This is a genomic window from Streptosporangium sp. NPDC005286 (assembly GCF_040607515.1).
Taxonomy (GTDB): domain Bacteria; phylum Actinomycetota; class Actinomycetes; order Streptosporangiales; family Streptosporangiaceae; genus Streptosporangium.
Window position 1 is genome coordinate 38,849 of sequence record NZ_JBEXGU010000008.1, and the last position, 16,652, is coordinate 55,500.

Annotated in this window: 14 protein-coding genes; 7 read left to right on the forward strand and 7 right to left on the reverse strand. The window is 70.0% G+C overall.

Annotated elements, in window-relative coordinates:
- Positions 1-15 precede the first annotated feature (15 nt).
- The 4 genes from ABZU75_RS05155 to ABZU75_RS05170 all read right to left on the reverse strand — a co-directional run bounded on the left by ABZU75_RS05155 (position 16) and on the right by ABZU75_RS05170 (position 5,479).
- Entirely contained in the window at positions 16-984 is a 969-nt protein-coding gene (locus ABZU75_RS05155; protein WP_355549686.1) for an acetylxylan esterase, read from the reverse strand.
- 304 nt (positions 985-1,288) lie between these two features.
- Positions 1,289-2,146, reverse strand: a complete 858-nt coding sequence (gene mmuM / locus ABZU75_RS05160) for a homocysteine S-methyltransferase (RefSeq protein WP_350924324.1) — start codon at positions 2,144-2,146, stop codon at positions 1,289-1,291.
- A gap of 190 nt (positions 2,147-2,336) precedes the next feature.
- Entirely contained in the window at positions 2,337-4,673 is a 2,337-nt protein-coding gene (locus tag ABZU75_RS05165; protein ID WP_355549689.1) for a VIT domain-containing protein, read from the reverse strand.
- Complete coding sequence (locus ABZU75_RS05170) at positions 4,670-5,479, reverse strand: MerR family transcriptional regulator (protein WP_355549691.1); 810 nt, start codon at positions 5,477-5,479, stop codon at positions 4,670-4,672. The genes ABZU75_RS05165 and ABZU75_RS05170 overlap by 4 nt, the downstream gene beginning before the upstream one ends.
- Before the next feature lie 124 nt (positions 5,480-5,603).
- Between ABZU75_RS05170 and ABZU75_RS05175 the strand changes: the two genes are divergently transcribed.
- The 5 genes from ABZU75_RS05175 (at position 5,604) to ABZU75_RS05195 (ending at position 11,574) form a co-directional block, all read left to right on the forward strand.
- Positions 5,604-6,071, forward strand: coding sequence for a DNA starvation/stationary phase protection protein (locus tag ABZU75_RS05175; RefSeq protein ID WP_355549693.1), 468 nt, complete (start codon positions 5,604-5,606; stop codon positions 6,069-6,071).
- A 592-nt stretch (positions 6,072-6,663) separates the two neighbouring features.
- The gene (locus tag ABZU75_RS05180; RefSeq protein WP_355549695.1) at positions 6,664-8,508 is read left to right on the forward strand and encodes an amino acid adenylation domain-containing protein; all 1,845 of its coding nucleotides are present in this window, start codon (positions 6,664-6,666) and stop codon (positions 8,506-8,508) included.
- Positions 8,505-9,953, forward strand: coding sequence for a tryptophan 7-halogenase (locus ABZU75_RS05185; protein WP_355549697.1), 1,449 nt, complete (start codon positions 8,505-8,507; stop codon positions 9,951-9,953). Before ABZU75_RS05180 ends, ABZU75_RS05185 begins: the two co-directional genes overlap by 4 nt.
- Positions 9,954-9,979: 26 nt before the next feature.
- A complete protein-coding gene (locus tag ABZU75_RS05190) occupies positions 9,980-11,389 on the forward strand; it encodes a tryptophanase (RefSeq protein ID WP_355549699.1) in 1,410 nt (469 codons plus the stop codon).
- Positions 11,386-11,574, forward strand: coding sequence for a hypothetical protein (locus tag ABZU75_RS05195; RefSeq protein ID WP_355549701.1), 189 nt, complete (start codon positions 11,386-11,388; stop codon positions 11,572-11,574). Before ABZU75_RS05190 ends, ABZU75_RS05195 begins: the two co-directional genes overlap by 4 nt.
- 182 nt (positions 11,575-11,756) lie before the next feature.
- Here ABZU75_RS05195 and ABZU75_RS05200 read toward each other — a convergent pair whose 3' ends face one another.
- Both ABZU75_RS05200 and ABZU75_RS05205 read right to left on the reverse strand, forming a co-directional pair.
- Positions 11,757-13,568, reverse strand: a complete 1,812-nt coding sequence (locus ABZU75_RS05200) for a hypothetical protein (protein WP_355549703.1) — start codon at positions 13,566-13,568, stop codon at positions 11,757-11,759.
- Positions 13,569-13,824: 256 nt separating this feature from the next.
- Entirely contained in the window at positions 13,825-14,652 is an 828-nt protein-coding gene (locus tag ABZU75_RS05205) for a helix-turn-helix domain-containing protein (RefSeq protein ID WP_355549705.1), read from the reverse strand.
- On the opposite strand from ABZU75_RS05205, the gene ABZU75_RS05210 reads away from it, so the two are divergent.
- Entirely contained in the window at positions 14,651-15,193 is a 543-nt protein-coding gene (locus ABZU75_RS05210; protein WP_355549707.1) for a TIGR03086 family metal-binding protein, read from the forward strand. The genes ABZU75_RS05205 and ABZU75_RS05210 overlap by 2 nt on opposite strands.
- Before the next feature lie 79 nt (positions 15,194-15,272).
- Here the strand turns inward: ABZU75_RS05210 and ABZU75_RS05215 are convergent, their stop codons facing one another.
- Positions 15,273-15,620 (reverse strand): hypothetical protein, encoded by a 348-nt coding sequence (locus tag ABZU75_RS05215; RefSeq protein WP_355549709.1) that lies wholly within the window; start codon positions 15,618-15,620, stop codon positions 15,273-15,275.
- A 205-nt stretch (positions 15,621-15,825) separates the two neighbouring features.
- Here ABZU75_RS05215 and ABZU75_RS05220 point away from each other — a divergent pair, with 205 nt between their 5' ends.
- Positions 15,826-16,563, forward strand: a complete 738-nt coding sequence (locus ABZU75_RS05220; RefSeq protein ID WP_355549711.1) for a GntR family transcriptional regulator — start codon at positions 15,826-15,828, stop codon at positions 16,561-16,563.
- Positions 16,564-16,652: the final 89 nt, after the last annotated feature.

The window sequence follows — 16,652 nt, forward strand, 5'->3', positions numbered from 1 at the left end:
CTCCATATCGGGCGGTCAGCCGGTCAGCAGTTTTCTGGCGATCCTGAGCTGCTCGGCGATCTGGTCGGACTCGCCCCCCTCGTGGCCGTTGAAGGCCCACACCCGGATGCCCTTGTCGCCAGCGTAGTGGTTGTAGGCGGCGAAGACCGTGGAGGCGGGGGTGATGCCGTCGCGCAGGCCGACGGAGAAGAGCGCGGGCGTGGTGTTGCGGGCGGCGAAGTTCATGCCGTCGAAGTGGTCGAGGGTGGCGAAGACCTGGTCGACCCGGTGGCGGTTGGACTTGAGGAACCGGCCGAGTTCGGCGTAGGGGTCCTCGTCGGTGATCTCGGCGGCCCGGCGGATGTGCGACATGAACGGCACGTCGATGAAGGCGAACAACAGGCCGGGTACCAGCGCGCTCACCGCCATCGCGAGGCCGCCGCCCTGGCTGCCGCCGGAGACGACGATGCGCGAGGCGTCCACCAGCGGGTGCGCGCGGGCGGCCTCGACCGCCCTGACCCCGTCGGTGTAGAGGCGCCGGAAGTAGTAGTCGTCGGGGTCGGACACGCCCTGGGTGAGCTTGCCGCTGCTCTGCGCCCCGGTGCCTCCCACCGGGTCGGGTGTGTCGCCGGGCCGCCAGCCGCCGCCCTGCCCGCGGGAGTCCATGACGAGGACCGCCCATCCGGCCGCGGGCCAGGTGAGCCAGTCGTGCGGCAGACCCCGGCCGCCGTTGTAGCCGATGTACTGCACCACACACGGCAGCGGCTCCTCGGCCGAGGCGGGCAGCAGCAGCCAGCCCTTGATCTCCTGACCGCCGAAGCCCGCGTAGCCGACGTCGAAGCAGCGGACCAGGGCCAGGTCCGTCTCCACCTCGGTGAAGACGGCGTTCAGGTCGTGCTCGCGGGTCTCGGCAAGCGTCCTCGCCCAGAAGGCGTCGAACCCGCCGGGTTCCCGGCGCTCGGGCCGGTACTGCCTGAGCTGGTCGAGGGGCATGTCGACGAACAAGAGACCTCCCGGGGGCGGAACGCGCTCCGACGCCCTGGGCGCCGGCCGATCACTACCGTAGGCCGTCGCGGTGCCCGGAGGTAGTACGCGGTTCCAGCTGGTGAAAACGTACCAATTCGATGATCCGCCCAGTGGCGTTGACGTGGCGTTGATGCTGCTCGCACCTGCCACTCAGCCTCTCATCGCTACTAAAACGTTTTAAGCAGCCTGCTTCGCGAACCGGCGGAACCGGCATCTGGAGCGCTACGGCCCTGGCCCGGCCGCCGAGGTCCCGCCGGCGAGGTGACGGCGGGACCTCACCCGGTCAGGTCAGGTGGGCGCGGATCTGGCGGATGTGCTCCGGCGTGGTGCGGCAGCAGCCGCCGACGAAGGCGGAACCCGCCGCGTTCCACCCGGCCGCCGCCTCGCCGAACTCCACCGGGTCGGCCAGCCCGAGCCAGCGGTGGTTCGCCGAGTCCCAGACCTCGCCGGAGTTGGGGTAGACCATGGTGGGCTTGCCCTTGATCTGGGAGATCAGGTTGAGCACGTGGCGCGGTGCCGTGCAGTTGACGCCGATCGCGATCACCTGGGGGTTGCCGGCGAACAGGCGGGCCGCGGTCCGCAGCGGGGTGCCGTCGTTGATGTGCTCGCCGTCGCGGCAGGAGAAGCTCACCCACGCCCGCATCCCCGGCGTCTCGGCCAGCAGCCGCCGGAGTGCCCTCGCCTCGGGGTAGGAGGGGATGGTCTCGCAGGCCAGCAGGTCGGCCTCGCTGTCGGCCAGGATGTGCCAGCGGTCGCGGTGCCAGTCGGTCAGGCCGTCCTCGTCGAGGTCGTACTTTCCGGTGTACTCGGCGCCGTTGGCCAGGTAGGCGCCGTACGGCCCGACGCTGGCGGCCACGGTGCCGGAGCCGTGGGTGTCCCTGGCCTGGGCGGCGAGGTGCACGGAGAGCAGGATCAGATCCTCGGCCTCGGCGGCGCTCAGTCCCCGCCGCAGGAACGCCGGTATGCTCGCCTGATAACTCGCCGTTATCGCCACCTCGGCACCGGCGGTGAAGTAGTCGAGATGCGCCTGCCGGATCACGGAGGGGTTCTCCAGCAGGAGCTTCGCCGACCAGAGGTCGTCTCGCAGGTCCGCGCCCAGCTCCTCCAAATGGGTGGCCAGGCCGCCGTCCAGAATCACCATTCCGCTACTTTATGTGGAGCCGCGAGGCCGGGGAGCCCGCTGTCCCGTACCGGCCCCGCCGGGCCATGCCCGCAATGCCGGGAGTCGCGGACCCGGGTGTCCCGCGCCGGAGAACGCCACGGGCGACGGAACTCGGCGGACACCTTCTCCGGGCCCGGTCGTCCGGTGGTCCGTCCGGGCCCGGAGGAGATCATCGCTTCCAGAACGGGCGGCGCCCGCCGGTGCCCACCAGGGCCTCCAGCACCTCCACGGCCCGCTGCCACAGGGCGTCCACGTCCCCACCGGCCCGCAGCTCCTCGGCCAGGGCCGCCAGCTCCGGGTGGCCGCCGAGGTAGACCACCAGGGCCGCGAGGCGGCTTCCCAGGTCCTCCAGCACGCGCAGCCGTTCGGCGGCGGGCAGGGACGCCGCGGCGCGCAGCCGCTTCAGCTCCTCGGCGAGCAGCTCCCTCGGCGGCTGCTGCGGGCTGCCCTGCGGCTCGGGGGCCGGTGCCGGGCGGGGCAGCATCCGGGCGCGGTCGTCGAAGCCGCCGGCCGCCGCCTCCTGCGGCAGGCCGCCGCCGATCGCGCTCGCCGCGAACTTCGGCATGGCGCCGGGAGCGGCTATCCCGGGCGGTCCCATGGGCGGGCTCGGGGCCGCGCTCGCGTCGGCGGCCATCGAGGTCAGCATCATCGGCGCCGCCGCGACGACGGGGCTCTCCCAGCCGCTGGGCAGCTCCACCGGCTGGATCACCCGGTGCCCGGGACCGCCCTCGGCGACCACCTGCGTGTCGACCGCGACGAAGGCGGTGAACCGGCAGAGCACCCCGTACCTGAGCGAGGTCTCCACGATCTCGGCCTCCAGCGACCGGTCGCCGATCGCGTAGCGGTCCTCCAGGGTCCGCAGCCGCCCCCGCGCCCAGATCGCCCGTAGCGCCGGGGTGTCCACCGTCGTCGAGGCGACCCGCCGCTCCCACGGCAGGCCCGCGGCGTCCAGGCCCCGTACGGTCAGCGCCCCGGTGGCGGCGCCCCGGTAGCGGCCGAGGACGGTGAGCGGGACGCCGGGGTAGATCGAGCCGACGTGGCCGACCGTCTCGGTGATCAGGTCGAGCCCGTCGGAGTGTAGGGCCAGGTCGGTGACCAGCGGGGCGCCGATCCTGCGGTGGATGTGCTCCATCGCCTCGTCAAGCCGGTCCTCGGACTCGACCAGCTCGCACCGGCCCCCGCCCAGCCCGGCGAGCCTGCCCAGGAACCCGGCGTTGACCGCCCTGTCGATGCCGACCGTGTGCACCCGCACACCGGCCAGCCGGGATCCGGTCCGCTTCAGGATCTGGTCCTCGTTGCCCACCTGCCCGTCGGTGACCAGCACCAGCACCCGGTCCCTGGCGGAGTCGGCGAGCAGCGCGGCGGCCTGCTCAAGCGGGGCCAGCATCTCGGTGCCGCCGCGCGCCTCCAGCCTGGCCAGATGCTCCACGGCCCGGTAGCGGTTGCGGTCGGACGCCGTACAGAGCCCCTCGCCGAGCCCGTCCGGCTGCTCCACGACGGTGTCGAAGGAGAGCACCGCGAACCGGTCGCGCGAGGTGAGCGTGTCGACGATGCGGGCGGCGGCGCGCCGGGCGGCCACCATCTTCCAGCCGGTCATGCTGCCCGAGCGGTCGAGCACCAGCACCACGTCCTTGGCCCTCGCTCCGGCGGGTGCCGCCTCGGGGACGACGGTCAGCGTGAACGTGCCCTCGCCGTTCTCGTCGTCGGGGGCCAGCGCCAGGGAGGTGGAGGCGCCTGTGGCCAGACGCAGGATGAAGTCGCGGTCCAGCCGCTCGCCCGGCTGGAGGCGGATCGTGCCGCCCTCCTGGAGAACCACGTGCAGGCTGGAGCGGATCTCGCGCAACTCCAGCCCCGCCGGGTCGACGGAGACGGCCAGCGAGAGCCGTACCGGGTTGGGGAAGCCGGGCAGCAGCACCGGCGGGGTGATCCGGGAGGCGTCGGGGACCGCGTCGGTGTCCGGGGTCCACCCGTCGCCCGCCCGCTCGCCGTCCAGCGGGGTGCCGGGGATGTAGCGGGGGGCGACGACCAGCGGGAAGCGGAAGGTGGCCGCGCCGTCCTCGTACGGGAGCGGCTGGTTCAGCGTGAGATGGACGGTGACCCGCTCGCCGGGCACGATGTTGCCGACCCTGATGGTGAAGACGTCGGGGCGGTCCTCCTCGGCGATCGCGGCCCGCTTGCCCTGGGCGATCGCCTGGTCGTAGTCGGCCCTGGCCTGGCCGCGCTCCTTGAGCACGCCCTCGATGACCCGCCCGTCGGCCTCCATCCTGAAGGCGGTCACGGCGGCGCGGTCGGGCAGCGGGAAGACGTACGTCGCCTCCAGTGCCACGTCGTGCGGGTTGTGGAAGCCCTGGACCACCTCGATGTCGGCCAGCAGGCCGGTCACGGCGGCGGTCACGTCCACGCTCTCCAGCGGCAGGTTGCCGCGCTCGGTGGTGAGCGTCCCCAGCCCGGCGTCCGGGACGGGCGAGCACTCCTCCGGCGACAGTGTTGCGATCGAGGTAATCATGGTTGCGTTCCTTCCGGAGGTGTGAGGCCGCGTTCGCGCAGGAGCGACAGGAGCTCCCGCGACGCGGCGGCGATCTCGGCGAGGTCGTCGGGTGAGGGGGTGCGTCCGCCGCCGCCGTCGAGCAGCAGCGTCACGCCGTCCGTCAGGCGTACGCCGTGCACGATCACGGCGGGTGGCCGGGTTTCCACGGCCGGATGGGGGGCCACTGCGGGTACGCCCGCCCGGGGCGTGGGCCGGTGGGACGGGGCCGAGCCGTGCGCGGCCTGATCGGGTGAGGCTTGGCCGGAGGGTGCCGGGTGGGACGCGGCCTGGCCGGGTGGAAGCGTGGCCCCGCCGGACGAGGCCGGAAGGGGCGGGGTGCTGGAGGGGGCAGGTTTCGGTGGTGGCGCGGGTTTCTGCGGTGGTGTGAGGCCGGTCTCCGCCGGGACCGAGGACGGCTCGGCCCAGAAGCGCGGGCGTGCCGTCCTGGGGGAGATCGTCTCGATGGCGTGCTCCGGCGACCGCTCGGGGATGCGGGCGATCGACTCCAGGGTCTGGTCGGTGGCTCCGGTCAGCTCGGCCTGGATCTCGGCGATGGTCCGGCCGTCGGCCTGGCGCCGCTTGACCGCGATGAGCTGGAGCAGGTGGCGCCTGCCGTACAGGGCCACCCGGCCGCGTCGGGCCAGGGGGGGATCGAGTAGGCCGATCGTGGCGTACCACCGGATGAGCCGCTCGTTGGGCACGTCCCTGACCCGCCCGTTGAGCTGGGCGGTGGGGGCCAGCGCCGCGGACGCCCGCTCAGCCAGTTCACCGATGGTCCATTCCATATGTCGATAGTGACACTGTCATCATGACACTGTCAATGTAAGAGGCTGGATAGGGATGCGGATAGATGGGTACGGACATTCCGTAGCAAACGGGAAACCGAGCTCGAAACAGGGGGAAAATTCCATGTCCTCGATCACCAGTCCACTCAAGCCAGAAGACAAGAAGGTCGTCGGCCAGGCGCTCCAGGGCGCGCTCATCGACCTGCTCGACCTGTCGCTCCTGACCAAGCAGGCCCACTGGAACGTGATCGGCCATAACTTCCGCACACTGCACCTGCAACTCGACAAGATCGTCTCGTCTGCCAGGAAGCACGCGGACACCGTCGCCGAGCGCGCGGTGGCCGTCGGATGCAACCCCGACGGCCGGTCCACCACGGTCGCGAACCACACCGAGGTGCCGCAGCTGGAGGCGGGTTACATCAACGACGGCAAGGTCGTCGCCGCCATGACGGACATTCTCGGGTCCATCATCCGCCGGATGCGCGAGCGGATCGCCACCACCGAGAAGCCCGACCTGGTGACCCAGGACCTCCTGATCGAGATCACTCAGGACCTGGAGAAGCACCACTGGATGATCGAGGCCCAGCGCTAGATCGTCTATGCTAAGGCGCCCCGGCCTTCAAGGGCCGGGGCGCCTTCCGCTGGTGGCGGGGCGAAGGCGCGCCAGGTCGTGGCCACTTCCTCACGGAGCGGGCCGCGTCCGGGCGCGTCTGGACGGCCATGAGCCTGGCCCCGTCGGGAAAGGCCGCGGATCTTGGATCGTTCGTTCCAGGGACGACTGTCAGGCGGGCGGAAGTAAGCAATCAAGATAAATCGGCCATGCCGTTTGGTGGATTCGCGAGGGACCGTTTGTCCTCTTCCTAGCTGACAGAGCATCAACCTCTTGGGTGACGCCCGCCCGCAGGGCGCGGGCCTACGTTCGTCTGACCACTTGCCGGGCAAACGTACAAGGGGAGACAGGTAGATGTCGGTATGTCAGGGGTCGACGCCGGTTCGGGCGGCTTTCACAAGGATGATCCCCATAGCCCCCCAGCAGCGAATGAACCGGCGATGAAGGACCGGCGACCGGGCTGTTCCTCAGCGGAGCGCCAGGCGGGCAAGGAACCCATCGCCGGGGACCGCCACGTCGAGATCGGCGGAGATGGCCGCACGCGAGGTCTCGCGAGTGCGTACGAGTCGGCTTCATGAGTAGGCGCGATCTGATCGGCGACACCCGCCCGCTGCCGGACATCACCTGGGCGGACGTCTTCCAGCGGTGCGCTCGGCGCACGCCGGATCTGACCGCGTTGGTCGCGGACGGCCGCTCCTGGACCTTCCAGGAGCTCGACACTTGGGCCAACCGGCTGGCCCACCTGCTCCGGGCGCCCGGCCCCGGCGCCACGGGTTCCGGCCCGGCCTCGGCTTCCGGTGCCGGTCCAGGTTTCGGCGTCGCGCCCGGTACCGCGGTCGCGTGCGCGATGACCAGATCGGTGCTCGCCGTCATCGTGCCGCTGGCTGTGTCGAAGGCCGGATGCGTGTACGTCCCGGTCGCTGTCGACGCGCCCGCGACCCGGCTTGGGGCGATCCTGGAGGACGCTCGCCCGGGGCTGCTCCTGACTGACGCGCCGGAGCTCACGATCTCGCTGCCGCCCGGGACCCGTCGGGTGGACCTGCCCCGGGACCGGTGGCAGGCCGACCTGTGTGTCCATGACCCCGCGCCGCCCGCGCCGTCGCCCGCGAGCTCGGCCGCCTATGTCATCTACACCTCCGGCTCCACGGGACGGCCGAAGGGCGTCGTCGTCGCCGACCACAGCCTGGTCAATCTCTACTACGAGCTGGAGGCCCGCTACTTTGGGCGCGGCGACCGCCACCGGGTCGCGTACGGCCTGCCGCTCGTGTTCGACGCGTCGTGGAACCCGCTGCTGTGGATGGCGGGCGGGCACGAGCTGCATCTGGTCCCGGACGACGTGCGCAAGGACCCAGAGGGCTATGTCCGGTTCATCCGGGAGCGGAGACTGACCGTGGTGGAGGCCGTTCCCACGCTCGTCGAGGCCATGGTGAAGGCGGGGCTGCTCGTCCCCGGGACACGGCCGGAGCTGCTGCTGATGGGCGGGGAGGCGATCAGCGGAACGCTGTGGTCCCGGCTGTCCCGGGTGGACGGGATGACGGCCGTCAACCTGTACGGTCCCACCGAGTGCACGGTGTTCGCCACCGCCTGCCGGTTGGACGAGCACGACTCCCCGGTCATCGGGCGGCCGATCGCGAACATCCGGGCCCGCCTCGTCGGCGAGGACGGCGAGTCCGTCCCGGAGGGAGAGCCGGGCGAGCTCCAGATCAGCGGGGCCTGCGTGGCGACCGGCTACCTGAACCAGGCAGGGCTCACCGCGGAGCGGTTCCCAGAGGAGGGCCGCGAACGGTGGTACCGGACCGGAGACCTCTGCCGGCTGCTCCCCGGTGGTCTTCTGGAGTTCCTCGGCCGCCTGGACGATCAGGTCAAGATCCGTGGACACCGGGTCGAGCCGGGCGAGGTCGAGCGGTTCCTGCTGGCCCAGCCGGGAGTGCGGCAGGCGGCCGTCGTCCCCGAGGGGCCCGAAGGCGCCCTCCGCCTCGCCGCCTACGTCGTTCTCACGGACACGGACGCGCGGGGGACCATGGCCGAGACGCTGCGGGCGGAGCTGCCCGACTACCTGGTGCCCGCCACGATCACCGTGCTGGACGCCTTGCCGTTGAACGCGAACGGCAAGGTCGACCGCTCCGTCCTCCGGCGAGTGGAGACCACGTCCTCGGTACCGCCGCGCACGCCGGTCGAGGAGCTGATCGCGGCGGTCTGGTGCGAGGTGCTCCCAGTGGAGCGGGCCGACATCCGCGACAACTTCTTCGACGCCGGAGGCGACAGCCTCCTGGCGGCCGAACTCGCCGCCCGGCTGCGGGCGGCCGGAATCCACTGCACGATCCGCGACGTGCTGCGGTTCCCCACGATCCCCCAGCTCGCCACCCTTGCCCACATCACATCCGGCATCCGGCCCAACGTCCCGGAAGAGGCTTCATGACCGACGACTTTGACGTCATCGTCGTGGGGGGTGGACCCGGTGGATCCACGGCCGCGTCGTTGATCGCGCTCGATGGGCACCGAGTCCTGCTTCTGGAGAAGGAGACTTTCCCCCGCTACCAGATCGGTGAGTCCCTGCTGCCCTCCACGGTTCACGGCATCTGCGCGATGCTGGGCGTGCGAGACGAGATCCTGCGGGCGGGTTTCACACCAAAACGCGGCGGCACCTTCAAGTGGGGGGCCAACCCGGAGCCCTGGACGTTCTCGTTCGCGCTGTCCCGGCGGATGGCGGGCCCGACCTCCTACGCCCTTCAGGTCGAGCGGACGAGGTTCGACACGATCCTGCTCCAGAACGCGGTACGGCTCGGCGTGGACGTGCGGCAGGAACACCGCGTGACCGGCGTGCTGCGCGACGGCGACGGCAGGGTCTGCGGCGTCCGTTACGTGGACCCCGAGGGCACCGCCCGCGAGGCCACCGCCGGGTTCGTCGTCGACGCCTCCGGCTCCGGTAGCAGGCTTCACGACGAGGTGGGCGGGAAGCGGGAGTACTCCCCGTTCTTCCGTAACCTCGCGCTGTTCGGCTACTTCGAGAACGGCCGCAGGATGCCACCGCCCAACTCCGGCAACATCCTCTGCGTCGCGTTCGACAGCGGCTGGTTCTGGTACATCCCGCTCAGCGAAACGCTGACCAGCGTCGGCGCGGTGGTGAGGCGAGAGGCGGCGGACAGGGTACAGGGCGATCCGGAGGCGGCGCTGGCCGCGCTGATCGACGAATGCCCGTTGATCAAGAGCTATCTGAGCGGAGCCAAGCGGTCGTCCTCGAAGCCGTACGACGAGCTGCGGGTGCGTAAGGACTACTCCTACGACCGGACCGCGTTGTGGTCGCCGGGGCTGGTACTGGTCGGCGACGCCGCCTGCTTCATCGACCCCGTCTTCTCCTCGGGCGTGCACCTGTCGACGTACAGCGCGATGCTGGCGGCCCGGTCCGTCAACAGCGTGCTCGCCGGGACCCTGGACGAGGAGCGTTGCTTCCGCGAGTTCGAGGACCGCTACCGGCACGAGTTCGCACTGTTCCGCGACTTCCTGGTGGCGTTCTACCAGACGCACACCGATGAGGAGTCGTACTTCTGGCAGGCAAGGAAGGTGGCCGAGCACCGGGGAGCGGCCGCGGAGGCGTTCGTCGACCTGGTCGGCGGCGTGGTCTCCGGTGACTTCTCCGGCATGGCCAGGGCGATGGCGGAGGCATCCACCCGGACCGATGACATCGGCGACGTCACCGGGATGCACGAGGTGGGCGTCATCTCCGAGGTCATGGCCGAGAGCGCACAGCTCCAGTTGCGCGGAATGCTCGGCGAGGCGATGGGTGACGAGCCGCCCATGTTCCCCGGTGGACTGGTTCCGTCCGGTGACGGCAGGCGCTGGAGGGAACCGGGCCTCGCGGTCTGAGTGACGACGGGTTGAGAAGGAGAGAGATGAACGACCATGCGATCGAGTACCCGGCGGAGCCGTGGAAGATCAAGTCGGTAGAGCCGATCAGGCAGACCAGTCGGCCCTACCGGGAGCAGGCGATCAGGCAGGCGGGCTGGAATCCGTGCCTGCTCCGCTCCGAGGACGTCTACATCGACCTGTTCACCGACTCGGGGACGAACGCGATGTCCGACCGGCAGTGGGCCGCGCTCATGACCGGCGACGAGGCGTACGCGGGCGCGCGCAGCTTCTACGTGCTGGAGCGGGCCGTCCGCACCTACTACGGCTACGAACACGTCATCCCCGTCCACCAGGGCCGGGGAGGGGAGAACATCGTGAGCCGGTGCCTGATCAGACCGGGCAGTCACATCCCCGGCAACATGTTCTTCCCCAGCACCCGCGCTCACCAGGAGCTCAACGGCGCGACCTTCCACGACGTGGTGATCGACGAGGCGCACGACCCGTCCTCTGACCACCCGTTCAAGGGCGACGTCGACCTTGCCAAGCTGGCGGCGGTGATCGGTGAGTACGGCGACGCGATCCCTTACGTCTCCCTGGCCGCGACTGTCAACATGGCCGGAGGCCAGCCGATCAGCATGGCCAACCTCGCCGCGGTCCGTGAGCTGACCGGGCGGCATGGAATTCCCATCATGTTCGACGCGGCACGGGCGGTGGAGAACGCCTGGTTCGTCAAGCAGCGGGAGGCAGGCTGGGGTGACAGGTCGATCGCTGAGATTCTGCTTGCCATGTGCTCGTTCACCGACGGCGCGGTGATGTCTTCGAAGAAGGACAGCTTCGCCAACATCGGCGGCTGGATCGGCCTGCGCGACGGCGAGCTGGCCGAGCGGGCGCGCAGCCTCGCCCTGCTCTACGAGGGGTTGCACACCTACGGCGGCATGGCCGGGCGGGACATGGAGGCCGTGGCCCGTGGCATCGAGGAGTCGGTGGAGGAGAGCAGCATCCGGGCCAGGGTCGGCCAGGTCGAGTATCTCGGGCATCGGCTTCTCGCCGCCGGTGTGCCGGTGGTTCGGCCGATCGGCGGGCACTGCGTCTGTATCGACGCGCTGGCGGTGCTGCCGCTCCTGCCCAGGGAGGAGTTTCCCGGACAGACCCTGGCGGCCGCGCTCTACGTGGAGGGGGGCATCCGCGGTGTCGAGCGCGGCGGCCTGTCCGCCGGGCGCGACCCGGTGACGGGGGAGAACCGCTACCCGCCGATGGAACTGGTCCGGCTGGCTATTCCCCGCCGTGTCTACACCCGGGCACACCTGGACATGGTGGCGGACTGCGTCATCCGGGTCCATGAGGAGCGCGACCGGATCAAACGCGGCCTCCGTTTCGTCCACGAGCCCTCCCACCTGCGATTCTTCCAGGCCAGGTTCGTGCCGGCGGACGGGGACAGCATCTTCGGCGGGTGACGGTCGCCCGGTCGGTGTGGGGGGCGTTCTCGGTCCATCCCGGCCTCATCGGCACCGAGCTGGGCCGCCCTCTCTCCAGGGAGGAGAAGGTCGCCGCCGGTTGGACGGATGAGGACGGCAACTGGTCGTCCTCCTTCAAGACGCCCGGGCAGGGCTCTGATCGATACTCCTGGCCACGCCCCTGACGCCGCCTCGGTGTCAGGGGCATGGCGCTCTTCGCCTGCGGACGGCGGTAGGGCCCGGCTTCCGGGGAGGATCGAACCGGATGTGGAGGCAGGTTCAAGCCGGGTGACAAAGCACGCTGGAGAACGTGAAAGCCCGTGGTTCACCTGCCGGGGCAGAGGAACCACGGGCGGGATGATGCTGATCAGGTGCAGTTCACCGGATATTCGACCTGCTTGGTCGGCTTGTTGTGGTTCAGTACCTCGATGGCGACCGTTCCGCCGGTCTTCGAATTCCGGTTCCAGTGGGCGGCCTGGAGATTGAGGAATCCGCTGGACCCGACCTTGTACGTGCGGGTGTCATCCGGCTTACCGTCGATGACCCACCGGTAGCTGATCTCCGTGTCCGGAGCCGCCTGCAAGGTCGCCCACGCGGTCGGGTACGGCGCGGCGTCGCAGTCGCCGTAGTAGGCCACCGAGGTCAGCCCGCTGATGCGGACCGTGCCCGGCGCCGGGTCCTTCGGCACACACGTCCAGGAGTAGGTCTGCTGGGTGAACGGCTTGTTGTGGTTGAGCACCTCAAGCCGTACGGTGCCGCTTCCACTGCCCTGTGCGGACTTGTTCCAGAAATCGCCGATCGTGTTGGTGACGCCGGGCTTGAGCACCTCGCTCCTGACCGGCCCCGGCTTGCCGTCGGCCACCAGACGGTACTTGACCTCGGCCTCGCGGTCCGTCGTGAACAACCCGTCCACGCGCAGGCCGAAGGAACGGTCGCAGTCGCCCGCGTAGCGCGGCACGAGCACGTAGCGGAAGGCCACATTGGCGTCATTGGGCTCTTCGACGCAGGTGAAGGTGTACGAGCGCTCGTCAGGCTGCGAGGGGCCGCCCTCGACCATGAGGCCGACCTTGTGCGGGCCGTTCCCGGCGGTGCCGAGGGTCCAGGAGGCGGAGACGTCCTGGGAGCGGGCCTGGGCGGAGGCGGGGAAGTCCAGCACCTGCTTCTGCCAGGCGGCGCCGTCCACGAGCCACCAGTACGTGACCTGCTGCGCGGCTCCGGCAGGGAGCGTGACCCGCCCGGCGGCCCGGTACGCGACCGGCTCCGCGCAGGTGCCCGCGTAGTCGCCCGGGGTGAGCTCCACGATCTGCCGTCCCGGCGTCACCGGAGGCTGCGTGGGCGTGGACGTCGGAGTGGACGTCGGAGTGGACGTCGGCGTGGACGTCGGCGTGGACGTCGGCGTGGAGGTCGGGGTGGGCGCCGGGCCGCTCTTGCAGGTCACCGCGTAGTCGGCGCGGCCGGAGTCGTGTCCGCCGGGGGTGAGGATGTGGACGGCCTTCCATCCGCCGGCGGAGCTGCCCACGCTCATCGGCAGCGTGACCTGGCGGATGCGCGACCCGCCGGCGGCGAAGTACAGCGACTCCGGCCGCCCTTCCCCGGTGATGCTGTCGATCCACCGGTAGTCGACGGTGGCCGGGGTACGCGAGACCTGGATGGTCGCGGTGAACCGTACCGTCGCCGGGCAGACGCCGTTGTAGCTGCGCGGGCTGACGTCCACATCCGCCGCCGACTCCAGCGGCCGTCCGGACTGGGCGGGCAGCGGGTGGGAGACGTCCCACACCTGTGCGGGACCGTCACAGGCGACGCTGAACCGCGCCTTGCCCGACAGCCCCTTCTTGCCCACGATCTCGATGGCCTGCCAGCCGGTGGTGTCGCGGTCGAAGGTCTGCCGGTCTCGCACGACCACCTTGCGCGAGCCGTTGACACGGAAGCTCTTGACGACGCTCTTGCCGCCGTCGCCGCGTACCCACCTATAACGGACGATGCCCTTGCCCTTGGCCACCACCACCGCGGAGAATCCCACCGTGGTCGGACACGCGCCCGACCGCTTGGCGGGACTCGCCTTCACCTGGGCCACGGCGGTCTTGAGCGCCGGGGCGGACGATGGGGCGGCGTACGAGGGGGTGGCGGCCAGCAGCCCGCCGAGCACCACCGTGCTCAGGAGCAACGCTGTCCTCTTCATCAGGTTCCCTTTCTTCTTTGCGAAAGGTTTCCATGATCAATGTCTCTACTTGGGAATCAGTTGGGTTTTAGTTGTAGTCCGGCCACGGCATCGGCCGGCCTGACCGCCGAACTCGCTGATGACGGCACCGAGTCGACCGGTGCGCCCGCTGAGTGAGACGCGGAAACGTTCATGGACGGCTGGCCCCTGACGGTCGAGCTGGCCGCCGCTCTCATCTGTCACCGTCGCCTCGCCAAAGGGGAGACGGACCTCAGGATCAGGCCTGGCCGCTGAGCCGGGCGTAGGCGGCGGGTGGCATGCCGACCGCGGCGGTGAAGTCGCGGGTCAGGTGGGCCTGGTCGGTGTAGCCAAGCTCGGCGGCCAGCGTGGCGAGGTCGAGGCCCTGGTAGACCCGCTCCGCGGCCTCGTGCAGCCGGAAGCGGCGGATCACCCACTTGGGGCCGATGCCGACATGGTCCCGGAACAGCCGCTGCAGCGAGCGCACCGACCGCCCCGATCTGGCGGCCAGCTCGTCGACCCTGGTCACGGACACGTCGTTCGCCACCATCGTCACCAGCGCCGCGACCTCTTCCGTCAGCGGATCCTGTTCCGGCCTCAGACTCAGCAGGAACGTCTCGGTGAGCGCGATGGCGGCCCGGGTGTCGGGCTCGGCCAGGACCTGCTCGACCAGGGTCGCGCCCGCTGCGCCGTACATCTCGTCGATCTCCACGAAGCGGCCGGTCAGCTGGGACACCGGGCCGCCGAGGAACGGCCGGAAGCCGCCGGGCCGGAAGCGCGTGCCGAGCACGCGGCCGCTGCCCCGCATCGTGTAGGAGAACCCGCCCTTGATCACTCCCGCGATCCGGTGGAAGTCCGCGGTGATCGTCATGTTCACGGTGGGGTGCGAGACGATGCGCTGTTCGTACGGCTCGGCGAGGTCGGTCCAGGTGACGACCCAGAAGTAATCCACATACGCCGAGATTTCGGGCGATGGCGCCTGACGGGCGAAATCGAAGGTGCTGAGCCCTGCGTACGGGTCGACCCAGCCGCGCTGTCGCGTTTCTACAAGCCGCGCCTCAGGTAGGCGGGGCACCATGGCTGCCATGGACGACATGATGCCGCTGATGACGCACGCCACCGAACGGACCGCGGGATTGGTGCGCGCGGTACGGCAGGAGCAGCTCGGGTCCCCGACGCCATGCGCGAAGTTCGACGTCAAGGACCTGATCAACCACCTCGAGTGGGTGGCGGAGATGTTCGAGTCGCTGGGGCGCAAGGGGCCGAACGTCGAGCAGGGACCTTACGCGGGTGACTTCCCCGAGCGGGCGGAGCGCATGCTGGCCGCCTGGTCGCGGCCCGAGGCATGGGAGGGGGCCAGCCCCGCCATGGGCCTGCCGATGACCATGCTGGCCCACATGTACCTCGTCGACATGGTCGTGCACGGCTGGGACCTGGCCAGGGCCACCGGTCAGGAGTACGAGCCGGACCCCGAGGCCGTCTCGCGGGCGCTGCACTTCGCCGACCAGATGGCGGAGACGGGCAGGCAGCGCGGTGCCTTCGGGCCGCCGGTGGCAGTGCCGGACGACGCCCCGCGGTTCGACCGCCTGCTCGGCGTCATCGGCCGGGACCCGGCCTGGACACCGTGATCCGCCCCAGCCCTTTAAGACGGCTCCCGGCACGGTGTCTCGTGCCGGGAGCCGATGCCTGTGCGCACTTCCGTGAGATCTACGGGGTGGATTCCCGCATGCCGCCGTCGCCGAACCAGACCAGGTCAGAGTGGAGTCGCCGGGCGGCGCTGCGGGCGCTCGTCCACAGGCCGAACCCGCGGCCGTTCGCGCCGACGGTCGTCACCGTGCCGCCCGGCAGCGCCATTCCGTAGGCCACCACCACCGCGTCGACCTCTTCGCCCTCCTCTCCGAACTCCTGGATCAGCGCGAACAGGCGCGGTGACCCGCCGGTCAGGGCGTACGTCTCTTCGCGGACATGTGCCAGATCCGCGTTGCCGGTGAGGCGTTCGCCGAAGCCCGGATCATGGCAGGCGGATGGTCGACCGAGGTCAGAGCGATGTTCCATGACAGGTGCTCTCTTCCTGCTGGTGCCGCTGAAGGTGGTTTGATGGGGCGATTTCGGCCGGTTTTGTGTCGGTTCGCTGGGGAGCCTCTCTGTGTCAGAGGTGAGCTGCTCCTTCTGTTCTCCGGTCCGCTTCAGCTCTATAGTGTTCTAGAGCACCAATGAAGTCAACGACTGATTTAGAGTGCACTAGAACAGGAGGCTCCCGATGGCTGACAAGCCGCAGGCAATGGCTCCGTACAAGCGGATCGCCGCTCAGATCAGGGCCAGGATCGAGAGCGGGGAGATCCGGCCGGGCGATCGCATCCCGTCGGTGCGGGAGATCATGCGCGACGAGGGAGTGTCCACCGCGACCGCCACCCGGGTCGCGGCCGTGCTGAGGGCGGAGGGCTACGCGGAGTCGGTGCCGGGAGTCGGAACCCTGGCCTGCCTGCCGAAGAAGGTCACGGCAGGTTCCGATCGCCTGCGAATGCTGAGGGCGACCGGGAACGGATATCGCTCAGGTGAGCGGGCCGAGATCCTGAGCGCCGGAATCGTCCCGGCATCCGAGGAGATCGCGGATGCGCTGGGAGTCGAGACAGGGACCTCCGTCGTTCGGCGGCGCCGTGCGTACCACGACGACAGGGGTGCCGTCGTGGTGTCCACCTCGTGGCTTCCCGGTGAGCTGGGCGAGGCGGCATCCGAACTGCTGGTCGCGGAGCCGCTCCCTCAGATGACCTTCGGGCTGGTCGAGGACCGAACCGGCCGAAGGGCCGTCCGGCGCCGTGACGTCGTCGCCATCAAGCCGGTCCCAGAGGACATCGCCTCGGTGTTCGGCGTGGAGAACGGCCTGCCGGTGCTCACCATGACCAACTTCTATTGGGACCAGTACGGTGACGTGACCGAGTACGCCGTGGATTTCCTCGCTCCCGAGTGCGAACTTTCGGCTGACTATGACCTGGAGTAGTCCCGTCCTTCGTCGCTGACACGGGTGGTCCGAGAGGCGCCTGTCGATTTCTTCGCGCGAGCGTGCGTTTCCCTGCAAAGCATCGCTCT

Excerpts from the sequence above, each read along its gene's own strand:
- mmuM (WP_350924324.1), bottom strand. The coding sequence starts at position 2,146 with ATGGTGATTCTGGACGGCGGCCTGGCCACCCATTTGGAGGAGCTGGGC.
- ABZU75_RS05165 (WP_355549689.1), bottom strand. The coding sequence starts at position 4,673 with ATGATTACCTCGATCGCAACACTGTCGCCGGAGGAGTGCTCGCCCGTC.
- ABZU75_RS05170 (WP_355549691.1), bottom strand. The coding sequence starts at position 5,479 with ATGGAATGGACCATCGGTGAACTGGCTGAGCGGGCGTCCGCGGCGCTG.
- ABZU75_RS05175 (WP_355549693.1), top strand. The coding sequence starts at position 5,604 with ATGTCCTCGATCACCAGTCCACTCAAGCCAGAAGACAAGAAGGTCGTC.
- ABZU75_RS05180 (WP_355549695.1), top strand. The coding sequence starts at position 6,664 with ATGAGTAGGCGCGATCTGATCGGCGACACCCGCCCGCTGCCGGACATC.
- ABZU75_RS05185 (WP_355549697.1), top strand. The coding sequence starts at position 8,505 with ATGACCGACGACTTTGACGTCATCGTCGTGGGGGGTGGACCCGGTGGA.
- ABZU75_RS05190 (WP_355549699.1), top strand. The coding sequence starts at position 9,980 with ATGAACGACCATGCGATCGAGTACCCGGCGGAGCCGTGGAAGATCAAG.
- ABZU75_RS05200 (WP_355549703.1), bottom strand. The coding sequence starts at position 13,568 with ATGAAGAGGACAGCGTTGCTCCTGAGCACGGTGGTGCTCGGCGGGCTG.
- ABZU75_RS05210 (WP_355549707.1), top strand. The coding sequence starts at position 14,651 with ATGGACGACATGATGCCGCTGATGACGCACGCCACCGAACGGACCGCG.
- ABZU75_RS05205 (WP_355549705.1), bottom strand. The coding sequence starts at position 14,652 with ATGGCAGCCATGGTGCCCCGCCTACCTGAGGCGCGGCTTGTAGAAACG.
- ABZU75_RS05215 (WP_355549709.1), bottom strand. The coding sequence starts at position 15,620 with ATGGAACATCGCTCTGACCTCGGTCGACCATCCGCCTGCCATGATCCG.
- ABZU75_RS05220 (WP_355549711.1), top strand. The coding sequence starts at position 15,826 with ATGGCTGACAAGCCGCAGGCAATGGCTCCGTACAAGCGGATCGCCGCT.